Genomic DNA, 12,531 nt, shown 5'->3' with positions numbered 1-12,531 from the left:
CCTAAATCTGCAAAATGCATTGATCGCAACTCCGGATGTCGGTATGAGAGTCGTGAAGACAGGTGAGGCCTATGAAGTACGAAACTTTGTTCGTGAAATAAAATCCGCCGAAAGGAGTGAGTTTATCAGATATTATGATTATCTTTGCCATAGGTCAGCATCTCTTGATGAGCAACCTCAATAACAACGATCTTGCAGATCTGCTTGTTCGATGGTTTGAAGAAAACGGATTGATATTGAAAGGAAATGCATTGTAAACGCTAAAAAATGGGATATATGAGACGGCAAAAATGGATGATGTGAACGGTGTTTCTTGTTTTGCCGCTGATGCTTACGGTATTGCAAGTCGAAGCGGGAGAACATTGGTTTTACGATATTTACACCGATACTCAAAAGCAAGCTGACTGTACGAAGAAGGAAACCGGAATATGTGGAACAGATTGTAGAAAAATGATCGGACTTTTATGAAACGCATTTTAATAAGTAGAATATTTTAACGCAAAAGAAACATGAAACGAATTATTTTTGCTGCTTTGAGTATCATTTTATTCGGCAGCAACGCTTACACACAAGAGGCTCGTAAACAGGAAGCTTTGTTTAATAAAGCTTTAGTTGTTTATTTCTCCGCAACGGGAATTACGGCAGGAGCCGCCAAGAAGATTGCGCAAGTTACCGGAGGAGAACTCTATGAGATCGTTCCTCAAACATCTTATACGAGTGACGATCTCGATTGGCGAAACAAACAGTCGCGCAGTTCGCAGGAAATGGGAAATCCGAAGTCTCGCCCGGCTATCAAAGGGAAAAAAGAGCATATTTCGGATTATGATGTGATTTTTATCGGCTATCCGATCTGGTGGAATGTTGCGCCAACGATTGTCCGCACATTTATCGAAAGTCATCCTCTGAAAGGGAAAACGGTGATCCCTTTTGCTACATCGGGAAGTAGCGGCATAGAGAACAGTGTGGCTCAACTGAAAAAAGATTATCCCGAAATCCAGTGGCGAGACGGCCGGTTGCTAAACGGCGCAACCGAACAGACGGTCCGTGAATGGGTGGAAAAAGAGTTGAAAAAGTGAATCTTATGATAGCAATCGATGAAAAAAATCTGATAAGTATTATTGCTCTGATGGGTTTCGGAGTGTTTAATTGGATGAGGAGATAAATATCTTACACGCCTTTACATGCAAAAAGTCCTACGAGTATGTGTCCGTAGGACTTTTTTTCTTCCACCGGCTTGATTATCTCTTAGCCTTCCGGCAGAGAGCGAGGCTCTTTCTCTTGAACCTTCAAACAGTATAATAAACGTTCAATACTATTGTATAATAGCACTTTAAGTAAAGTATTAATAAAATAAGATTTCATAGAAAATCTTTGGTAGAATCAATTTTGGGGTGTAAATTTGGGTGCAGAAATCAAAACACCCCAAAGCATGAATATCAAACGGAATATTATCTTCACGTTGGAAAGTAGGAAAAAGGACGGTGTTCTCATTGTTGAGAACATGCCGATTCGTATGCGTGTCAATTTCGCTTCCAAGCGGATTGAGTTCACTACAGGCTATCGCATCGATGCTGCCAAGTGGGACTCGGACAAGCAACGTGTAAAGAATGGTTGTAGCAACAAGCTGAAAGAATCGGCTTCTGAAATCAATGAGAAAATGAACGATTATCTCAAAGAATTGGCTGAGTTGGAAGGGATTAACGAACCCATACGCCAAACTTATTATAGAGGTAATAGCGCATTGACGAAGTTACACCAAAATATGCCTTGCTTGGCACACACGCCGGTCGTAGAACGTTTATCTGCAATGCGCTTGCATTGGGAATACCTCCGCAGGTAGTTATGAAATGGACAGGACACAGCGATTACAAGGCGATGAAACCCTACATTGATATTGCAGACGATATTAAGGCAAATGCCATGAATAAATTCAATCAATTATAACACCGAAACGATATGAGCCAAGAAATAAACAAAACAGAGAACCAAGATTTATCTCTCGTTGTACGAGCCATCGGCTCTGACCTTGAGCATACACAAGTACGTTTAATAGCTTCAGCAAATGCGGATATGCTTTTCCATTATTGGAAAGTAGGGCATTTTATTGGATAATGCGAAAACGAGTATCGTTCAATATACACTTCCTGCGATGGAATATAAAATCATTAACATCGGATTACACTGCCGTTCCTTTTGCTGTCTGAACAAAGACCTCTTTGCTTTAAGCGATGTTTTCGGGCAAAAACATACTCAAAGTAAACTATTATTGTTTTCGACCGAAGAACCCGCCCCAAGCGTTTTACTCTCGCCGGAATATGAAGGAGTAAACGAATCCCGATTATTTGCCGTAAAACCCTTTTATCGCTCAGCGAATAAAGTCTATTACTACAAACGATTTGCCCCAATCATCTATTCGATTGACAACGAAGGAGAACTTCGACCCGAAATCAAAGTCATGTCCGATAAATATCTATCGGAAGAAGGCGTAAGACAACTCGAAGAAGCTGATCTGACTGCATATATTCAAGAACAAAGTCATATCAAAGACATTGTCGATTTATACGAAAACGATGCGTATTTCCTTTTCAGAGCATGCATGGAACCGACTCTGAACTATACCGTATATTCAAAGTCTGACAAACACTTCTCTTCTTTCCTCTATGATGAACAACTGAACGGTTGCACTCAGATCAAAGGCGTCGCAGAAAATAAATTCATCGTTGAACTTTCGCACCCTCAATACATGAAAAAAATAGCCGATGAAATACTCAACATAAATATCGACGAAGATTCGAATCCTTTTTTGGTCCTGTTTAACTTGAAGTTGCACAAATAAGATCCGTCTGTTCGAATATTTCTATTGCCGGAAGAATCGTACTTTATCGGGTATCGATGTCTGTCAACAAACATCCGTAGCGACTTTCGAACTTATGTCTGTAAGATCGCACGAATAATTCCCAATCCGTTATTTCCTTATTTTCGAAAAAATCGGTCGTCGGCTGTTTTTTCCGAAACGCTCCGTATATCAGCAGGTGATATTTATCGTCATTGCCTAACAGATGCCAGGGTGTTGCGAGGTTGGGCAGTCTTTCTACGGCTATCCGCAGGTATTTGTCGGACAGGGCACGATTTCCGCACCATCGGGAAATGTATCCGTAACGTGCATAGTCGGCCGGACTGTCTCCGTCGTTCGGTGTCAGGGTACATAGCCGTTGCAGCAGGGCGTCATAGAATTTCCGGTCGTATTGTTTTAATTCCCGTATCCGCTGTCCGGTCAACAGGCGCGGAGTATAACGGATAGCCTCCGTCAAGGGTTGTAATGCGGCTTCTTTTTGGTTTTGTTGATACAGGACATCCGACAGGGCGGCCAGATAAAGTGAATGTTTCGGATAATTCGTCGCTAATTCCCGGGCTACCGGCAGTGCCCGTTCCGGCATACGGGCATGGGTATACAGACGTACGGACAAATAACGTATTTCCGTGTCGTCCGGATGTTTGCGATGCGCTTCGCGAAAGGCTTCCGACGCTTTCTGCAAAGATTCGCGCTCTTTCGTCGTACGGTAATATTGCATATAGACGATTCCCCGGTTGATCAGTCCGGACGTTTGCTTCTCCGTCCGTTCCGTCCGGCGAATGGCTTCCGTATACCTTCCTTCTTTCCAGGCCTCGCTACTTTCCTGCAAATAACGGTTATTCTCTTTCCGCTGCAAGTCGAACCGCAGCTGTACAAGATACAGCGCCGACAGAACGACGGGGATCGTCAGTTGACTGTTTGCCCAAAGAAGGCGAGGCTGTTCTTCTTCGCCGCATGCCTCTTCTTTTTGCAGGTATGCCAGCATGATATACAGGATCAGCAGCGCGAAAGGCGTGTCGAAGAGTGTGGCTTGTGTCATCTCTTTCGTAGTTATGGCTGCGAAGGTACATCCGATGATGCGGTTTTCCTGACGTTCGGGGTGTTTCAGCAGGCTTCGGACGACGGCGACGGCCAGCATCAGAAAAAGCAAACTGCCTGCGATGCCTTTTTCCGTCAATAACCGGATCAGGATATTCGGAGCGAAAGAGGTATAAGGCATCGTGCTGTCCTGATTCAGCCACCGATCGGCGGCATGAGCATAATTTCCGTTGCCGTAACCCTGTATGGGGCGTCGGACGAAAGCGTTCCATCCGGCTTGTGTGGCTGTGATGCGTCCTTCGGTGCTGCGTTGCTGTGATACGGTACGATTCATCTGTAAGGTGGTCTTTATTTCTCTCTGAAAAAATATCCCTGCCAGCACCACAGCGATAAGGCCGATAGCCGGCAGACGCCATTTCTCCCGTACAGGCGTTACCGACAGCATCCAAACGATCAGATAGACTCCCCATGCGATGTATGCGCCCCGCGAAAAGGAAAGCAGGATCGCCCCGGTGACTGCAAAAACAAAAAGATTTGAACAGCGGCGTATGAGGCATACCCATCCCAACAGAACAAGTAATATTTCCGCCCAGACATTCGTAATATATCCTAACGGACGAAACAGAAAACGCAGATGATACGTATCCTGAAAGCCGGCAGTCCATACCGACTGCCGGAAGATGAAAAACGAGCAGCCGGCAAGGAATAATGCGGCACCGACAGGCAGGCAGCTACCTTGCAGCAGGATTTGTCCGGCACGCGCGGAAGTAAACAGTCTCCGCGATATGAGGTAGGCAACAAAACAATGGAGCGACACGCAGGCATGACGGATAGCCGGGGCCGAATATTCGGCATACGGACACGAGGCAAGGTCGTAGACCGTGATCAGTCCGAGGCAGATATCAATGCTCGTCCATTGTTTGAAAGGAAACGGACGAACAATGGCCATGAAAAAGGTCGAAAACAGCAGTGCGAAGTGATACGGGTCTTCTATACGAAATAAAAAGACGATCACCAAGCCAATCAGTAAAACCGCCGCGCCCGTGTGCGTCCGCTCCGAACGAAAAAAACTATTTGCCGGCATACTTTTTTATGAGTGGACGAATCGCTTTCCAGCATAAGTAAACTAACAATCCGACGAAAAGCAGTTGCGCCCCGATATTCCGCAACAGGGTAAACGGCGGGGTGATGTTATTCGACAGATAAAGGATCAGTTCATGAATCTGATCGGGGAAAGTCCGTACGAACCGGTACAGAAACCGTGGGATGATATAAAAGAAATAACTTGCCATGAACAGGTTTACGACAATGGCATACAACAACAATCCGTATCTCTCCAACGGACGTATTTGCAGCAAATAGGGAGTCTTCGTCACCGGACGTCGGCGCAGGCGTTTATATCCGTATCCGAGCAACTCCATCGACCGGGTGCGCAGATTCGGTACGCCCAGCAGATCGGAAGCGATCCAGTAACCGTCGAACTTGAAGAAAGGATTCAGTGTCATGACGAAACCGAAGTTCATCATCAGGATCAGGTAACGCAGAATATCGTTGCCTGTCAGGAGGAATAAAACGATCATCGCGATCAGCCCGTAACTTTGAAAATACACACCGGCCAGATTGACGATGCATCGTTGCGAACGCTTCAGCCTCCACACCTCCGTCACGTCGGTATAGAGCACGGGGAAGTTCAGATACAGCCCGAAGCCCACGCCTCCGTGCCGTACGCCGAAATATTTGCAGGCGGAGGCGTGTCCCAGTTCATGAAAAAAAGACGATGCCAGCATAAAGACAAACAGTCCCGCCACCGTATACACGTCTACTTTATTATTGAAGAGCAATAAATCCTCGGTCGTCAGAAAGAAATATACGTTCAGCACGACGGCCGTAAGGGCTACGACCGTCATACACGCCCGGTGGAACAAAAAGCGGAATCTGTCCGAGAATTTATCGATTGTCGCTGCGCCGAACAGTTCTTTCTCATAAAGAAAAATACGTTTTTTCTCTTGAGCCTCGAAAAGCGGAGCAAGATACGTATCGATCACCTGCCGTATCTGTGCGGCCGTATACTTCCCTGCTGTCCGGCCGACGTAAGCCGCAATCGCTTCTTCTTCGTCCGGATGCTTCCGAAGTTCCTCCACCAACTCGGCCACCGAAGCGCTGGCCTCGTAATAGTGTCCGCGGCACAACAAGAGGTATCGTTCTTCCTGTACGGAAGAAGACAACGGCTGAACGGTTATATCGACGTATCGGTTCATAGTCTTTTACTCTGCTTTCAGGATGGCGCTCTTGATCGTTTTATCTACTTCGCTCTGCTCGCGTGACGTTTTCCGGCCGAAGTCGAAAGTATAAGCGAGTTTGAGGTATGCCGTCTGCTGATAGATACGGCTCGTTTGCGTCTGGTCGTATCGGTAGATGTTATAATCGGCATATTCCCTGTATTGCGCCTGTTGGGTAAACGGATTTTCCGTACCGGCTTCGGCCATCAAGTTTCGATTGCTGTAACGCACGGACAGTCCGTAGATCATCGGCGTTTCCATCAATACGAGCCGGCTTTGATCCAGTATCTTCTTCGGCGTTTTGAGATAAGCGTTGATTGCGAACGATTTGATAAAATAATTTACATCTGCCGATACGGCAATGTTTTTCCGGCTCAGATGCAACTTCTCGATGTCGGTATACATGTAACGGTACTTCATTCCAATATTAACACGCAGATGATCGGATATACGGCAGGAGACGGACATATCGGCATTGAAACGATTGAACGAACCGTCGGAACGGTAACTGCTGATCAATTTATTTCCTTCCGCGTAGTAGTGGGGATAAATATTGTGTTTGAACTGCTCTTTCCAAACTCTGGCCTGCATGTTGAAAGGACCTATACGACCTTCGTACATCATATACAGATTGAGCAGCTTGGTGTTCTTCAAATTGGGATTGCCGCGTTTGATCTGATAGAAATCGATCGTTTGATCGACCTCGTTCAATGTGCTTATTTCCGGTTGATTGTTGTGATGTGAAAAGCCCACGCCAATCCAATGCAGAGAATTAAAGCGATAACGAACCCATGTATTAGTTCGGAATGTCCAGACGTATTTCATTCTTTCGTTTTGCAATCGGTAATTCATTAGTGAAATGCCCGGATCAACATATAGTGTGGCTTTTTTCCCAAATTCACGTATATAGTTTATTCTGAAAATTGTTTGTCCATTTAATAAATGCTGTTTGGATTCGTAATCTCCGCTATATTCCATGAATGATCTGTCATGATAATGATTTAGATGAACAAGATATGTGTTGGAAGTGTCCGGTCGGAAAGTATATCGGTTTGTCATAACGAACGAGTACAGATTTTCGTTTACCGAGGTTGACGACCGTCGTTGATCTTCCGTATAGGTCCTTTCGTATGTGTTTCGGGTATACCATGTCACGCATTCGCTTTTTAACAGATGCTTTTCCGACAGATTGAAATCGCCCCGCAGGTATGCCGTCGGTTTCAGGCTGCTGCTTTCGCTCTTTTCGGACGACATTACGCTCCGTTCATCGTGACCGGTATAATTCAATCGTTCGTCACGGTCGTTTTGCGGAGTTGCACTGCGATTTAAGGAAAACCAGCTTAATAGATTCCGTTTTTTCGTACTGTTACTAACCTGAAAGTGTATGTATTTGTAATTGCTTCGGTAATTTGCGTATCCGGTTTCCCTGTTACGATTTACCGTATAATCGGAAAGGAACAGCGCTTCGTTTTTTTCTTTTTTTATACCGCCGTATCCGGTTGTACTGTATCCTCCGTAAAAGGAATAATTCGTTTGTTTGTGCGATAACTTGGCAGCCGCATCGTAGTTGCCCCCCAAATAACCGATCTTTTGTTCTGCTTCCATATTCACATAGCCTCCGGTCGTGTATGTTTTGGTAATATAGTTGATGGAGGCCGCGTCGCCCGTATATTTCCCGGTGGGCAAGGTGTAATATTCCACTTTTTCGATGTCTTTGGGACGAAGATTCTGTACATCCCGAAAATCCGCTTTTACGCCATTGATATAAAGCGTCGCTTCGCCGGTTGTAGCCGTCACTTTTTTATCTTTGCGGTTTACGTCGAGGCCGGGGATCATCAGGTTATACAATAGATCGTATCCCGAAAAGGCGTGTTTGATCTGTTGTTTGTCTGGGAGAACCAACAGATGGTCTTTTTTTCGGATAAATGTACTTCCTCTCACCGTCACTTCGCCCAGCGCCACCACATCGTTTTTTAAGACGACCGTCGGCAGGGTATAATCGCTTCCGGGCATCTCAAAAGCGATACATTGTCCGGCATATCCGATATTGCTTACGGCTAAGATATATCTTCCGGCTTTTATATTTTTGATTTCGAAGCTTCCGTTGTCGTCCGTGATGCCTCCGCTTACGAAGACGGAGTCTTCGGTAAGGACCCTCAAGGTCGTGGAGAAGACACCCGTGCCGGCCTCGTCGTACACAATGCCTTTGAGGATATGCTGTGCCTGAACAGGCTGCATAACACCCAATATCAAACTTAGAATAAGAAGTATTTTGTATGTTCTGTCCATATCTTTTACTCTGCTTTCAGGATGGCGCTCTTGATCGTTTTATCTACCTCGCTCTGATCGCGCGACGTTTTCCGGCCGAAGTCGAAAGTATAAGCGAGTTTGAGGTATGCCGTCTGCTGATAGATACGGCTCGTTTGCGTCTGGTCGTATCGGTAGATGTTATAATCGGCATATTCCCTGTATTGCGCCTGTCGGGTAAACGGATTTTCCGTACCGGCTTCGGCCATCAAGTTTCGATTGCTGTAACGTACGGACAGTCCGTAGATCATCGGCGTTTCCATGAATACGAGCCGGCTCTGATCCAGCATCTTCTTCGGAGTTTTGAGATAAGCATTGATTGCGAACGATTGAATAAAACAATTTACATCTGCCGATGCGGCAAAGTTTTTCCGGCTCAGATGCAACTGTTCGATGTCGGTGTACATATCATGGTATTCCAATCCCAGACGAGTTCGTATATGATCCGAGATGCGGCAGGAGACGGACATATCGGCATTGAAACGATTGAACGAACCGTCGGAACGGTAACTGCTGATCAATTTATTTCCTTCCGCGTAGTAGTGGGGATAAATATTGTGTTTGAACTGCTCTTTCCAAACTCTGGCCTGCATGTTGAAAGGACCTATACGACCTTCGTACATCATATACAGATTGAGCAGCTTGGTGTTCTTCAAATTGGGATTGCCGCGTTTGATCTGATAGAAATCGATCGTTTGATCGACCTCGTTCAATGTGCTTATTTCCGGTTGATTGTTGTGATGTGAAAAGCCCACGCCAATCCAATGCAGAGAATTAAAACGATAACGAACCCATGTACTGGTTCGGAATGTCCAGACGTATTTCATTCTTTCGTTTTGCAATCGGTAATTCATTAGCGAAATTCCCGGATCGATTGACAACGTAATTTTTTCACCGAACTCGTGAGTATAATCGAACATAAGAAGAGTCTCTCCTTTCTGCAAATGCTGCCGCGAATCATAATCGCCTGTATATGTCAATGAGGAGATATCATGATAATGATTCAGTCGTGTAAAAAATGTATTATAGGCATCCGGTCGGAAGGTATATCGGTTTGTCATAACGAACGAGTATAGATTTTCGTTTACCGAGGTTGACGACCGTCGTTGATCTTCCGTATAGGTCCTTTCGTATGTGTTTCGGGTATACCATGTCACGCATTCGCTTTTTAACAGATGCTTTTCCGACAGATTGAAATCGCCCCGCAGGTATGCCGTCGGTTTCAGGCTGCTGCTTTCGCTCTTTTCGGACGACATTACGCTCCGTTCATCGTGACCGGTATAATTCAATCGTTCGTCACGGTCGTTTTGCGGAGTTGCACTGCGATTTAAGGAAAACCGGCTTAATAGATTCCGTTTTTTCGTACTGTTACTAACCTGAAAGTGTATGTATTTGTAATTGCTTCGGTAATTTGCGTATCCGGTTTCCCTGTTACGATTTACCGTATAATCGGAAAGGAACAGCGCTTCGTTTTTTTCTTTTTTTATACCGCCGTATCCGGTTGTACTGTATCCTCCGTAAAAGGAATAATTCGTTTGTTTGTGCGATAACTTAGCCGCTACATCGTAGTTGCCCCCCAAATAACCGATCTTTTGTTCTGCTTCCATATTTACATAGCCTCCGGTCGTGTATGTTTTGGTAATATAGTTGATGGAGGCCGCGTCGCCCGTATATTTTCCGGTGGGCAAGGTGTAATATTCCACTTTTTCGATGTCTCTGGGACGAAGATTCTGTACATCCCGAAAATCCGCTTTTACGCCATTGATATAAAGCGTCGCTTCGCCGGTCGTAGCCGTTACTTTTTTATCTTTGCGGTTTACGTCGAGTCCCGGAATCATCAGGTTATACAATAGATCGTATCCCGAAAAGGCGTGTTTGATCTGCTGCTTGTCCGGGATAACCAACAGATGGTCTTTTTTTCGGATAAATGTACTTCCTCTCACCGTCACTTCGCCCAGTGCGACCACATCGGTTTTTAAGACGACCGTCGGCAGGGTGTAATCGCTACCGGGCATCTCGAAAGCGATAAACTGTCCGGCATATCCGATATTGCTTACGGCTAAGATATATTTTCCGGCTTTTATATTTTTGATTTCGAAGTCCCCATTGCCATCCGTGACGCCTCCGCTTACGAAGACGGAGTCTTCCGTAAGAACCCGCAGGGTCGTGGAGAAGACTCCCGTGCCGGCCTCGTCATATACAACGCCTTTGAGGATATGCTGTGCCTGAACAGGCTGCATAACCCCCAATATCAAACTTAGAATAAGAAGTATTTTATACATAAGATATCTTTTCGTAAATCGGTTATAAGAAAAAAAGGTATCAACGAATATAAAGCATAAAGATATAAAACTTCTTACCAATCATGATATAATATCCGTTGATACGCTTAACATTACTATCATTTATCTACTCCTTTATATAGGTTTCAATAGATAGTAAATAACATTTTTTGCCAATGTTAGTTGTTGTGAGACCCCCAACTACAATAACATTCACAATCACCTACTATCCCCGTTGATTGTGATAGATCCTGTGTCGATGCAAGGTCCAACAAACCTCCAACCCCCAATGGATCGGTTTCCAAACGTTCTTCCAACTGTTCCAAATCGAATTCGGATAACTCCGAATTTAAGGAGTTCAACTCTCCTCTCTCGTCTTTTTTCTTTTTCATAAAATAAGAATTTAAATTAATACTGTTTATTTAATTCGGCATACGCCTTATTTATAATCAAATCAAACGATCCTTTAAATATTATACATTGTGATTTGCGTCCTTTTAATTGTCGGTGATAAGGACATCCGCCTCCGCATATCAGGGCGTATTTGCAATGCCGGCAAGGTTCTTTTTGGCTGATATCCGTATTTTGCCATTTATTCAATACGTCGTTGTTCCACCGAACTCCTTCTTTGGAATAGACTCCCTTTATATTCTCTTTTTGCCCGACCACCTCCCAGCACGGATAGATATTTCCGATCGGATCGAGAACGTATCCTCCTGATTGTGCCATGCAACTGATGGAATTAAAAGGCATGGGGTGTTTGTTTACCAGCGCATCGTATATTTTTTTATACATCCCGCTATCTTGTCTGAAAGCCATCGAGCTGAACTGTATTTGTTTTGTTGTAAAGGAACTCGGGGGTATAAAGCTTAAGTCTTTCGTTTCCGATGAAATACGATCATAATAATCCCTCAATCTGGCTGAATAGATATAAAATTCAGGATAATTAAAGAACCCTTTTTGCTCAAATATATTTCCTAATTCGGCAAACTGTTCGATATTATGTTCGTCCGAATTCATCCGAACAACGATTCTTATCCCTCTTTGCAATGCCAATCCGATATTCTCTACAATCCGGTCGAATGTTTCATAACCTTTATAATGTTTTCTCCGTCGGTCATGAGTTTCTTTCGTGCCGTCGATCGTTATTTGAAGTTTATGAATACCATCCGGAGAAAGCAAGTTCAAAAACCGGTCTATCTCATACCCGTTTGTTATTGCGTTGAATGAATAACCGCGTTTTCGTCCTTCTTCTACGATATAATTGACAATATCTTTATTCTCTGCCAAAAGAGGTTCGCCTCCATATAGAGTTATTACCGGTTTCCGTAATTCTTTATGAGGCTGAATAATATCTTGTGCCTTATAAGCGATATCGACCTGCTCTTTGGTAAAAACGAAGCGGCGTCTTCCGTCTTTTTTATCACGTCCTTCAAAACAATACGGGCAACGGAAATTGCAATTGTAAGTAACGACCCACGTAAACGAGGTATTTAAAATATCGTTTTTTCTATGCAAAGCCTTGGCCATTCTTGCTACATACGCATATTCTTCTGCTTGAGTTTTCGTTGTTACATATCCTCTCTTCAATAACGTTTGCAGCGTACTTTCCGAGAAATTATTTCCGGAAGATACGGATTTGATTTTTGTCAGCAATTCTTCCGATACGATATCCACGGCTCCCGTATAGCCGTGAATCAGCATATACTTTCCTGCTTCTTTCTCCAGTCTGACCGGAATCATATAAGACGATGTTCGTAACGTTTCCATT

7 protein-coding genes and 2 pseudogenes are annotated in these 12,531 nt (G+C 44.4%); 4 read left to right on the top strand and 5 right to left on the bottom strand.

Annotated features, from left to right (window positions below):
• Positions 1-509: 509 nt before the first annotated feature.
• From Tanf_RS13585 to Tanf_RS13575, 4 genes and pseudogenes are all read left to right on the top strand, one after another.
• Positions 510-1,076, top strand: coding sequence for a flavodoxin (locus Tanf_RS13585; RefSeq protein ID WP_046826220.1), 567 nt, complete (start codon positions 510-512; stop codon positions 1,074-1,076).
• Between the two features lie 353 nt (positions 1,077-1,429).
• Positions 1,430-1,944, top strand: a pseudogene (locus Tanf_RS14540) (hypothetical protein).
• A gap of 12 nt (positions 1,945-1,956) precedes the next feature.
• A pseudogene (locus tag Tanf_RS15340) lies at positions 1,957-2,106 on the top strand (PDDEXK nuclease domain-containing protein); the annotation flags it as partial.
• Positions 2,107-2,149: 43 nt separating this feature from the next.
• Positions 2,150-2,836, top strand: a complete 687-nt coding sequence (locus Tanf_RS13575) for a 6-bladed beta-propeller (RefSeq protein WP_236684447.1) — start codon at positions 2,150-2,152, stop codon at positions 2,834-2,836.
• Positions 2,837-2,879: 43 nt separating this feature from the next.
• Here the strand turns inward: Tanf_RS13575 and Tanf_RS13570 are convergent, their stop codons facing one another.
• From Tanf_RS13570 to Tanf_RS13550, 5 genes are all read right to left on the bottom strand, one after another.
• A complete protein-coding gene (locus Tanf_RS13570; protein WP_046826218.1) occupies positions 2,880-4,976 on the bottom strand; it encodes an O-antigen ligase family protein in 2,097 nt (698 codons plus the stop codon).
• The gene (locus Tanf_RS13565; protein WP_046826217.1) at positions 4,963-6,150 is read right to left on the bottom strand and encodes a zinc metalloprotease; all 1,188 of its coding nucleotides are present in this window, start codon (positions 6,148-6,150) and stop codon (positions 4,963-4,965) included. The genes Tanf_RS13570 and Tanf_RS13565 overlap by 14 nt, the downstream gene beginning before the upstream one ends.
• Positions 6,151-6,156: 6 nt before the next feature.
• A complete protein-coding gene (locus Tanf_RS13560) occupies positions 6,157-8,460 on the bottom strand; it encodes a carboxypeptidase regulatory-like domain-containing protein (protein ID WP_046826216.1) in 2,304 nt (767 codons plus the stop codon).
• A gap of 5 nt (positions 8,461-8,465) precedes the next feature.
• Positions 8,466-10,760: a carboxypeptidase-like regulatory domain-containing protein gene (locus Tanf_RS13555; protein WP_046826215.1), complete on the bottom strand. Its 2,295-nt coding sequence runs from the start codon at positions 10,758-10,760 to the stop codon at positions 8,466-8,468.
• Positions 10,761-11,168: 408 nt separating this feature from the next.
• Positions 11,169-12,530, bottom strand: a complete 1,362-nt coding sequence (locus Tanf_RS13550; RefSeq protein ID WP_046826214.1) for a radical SAM/SPASM domain-containing protein — start codon at positions 12,528-12,530, stop codon at positions 11,169-11,171.
• Position 12,531: the final 1 nt, after the last annotated feature.

The sequence above is a fragment of the Tannerella forsythia genome, assembly GCF_001006485.1.
Lineage (GTDB): Bacteria > Bacteroidota > Bacteroidia > Bacteroidales > Tannerellaceae > Tannerella > Tannerella forsythia.
The sequence above is the reverse complement of the archived record's forward strand: the minus strand, read 5'-3'. Positions and strand labels throughout refer to the sequence as shown.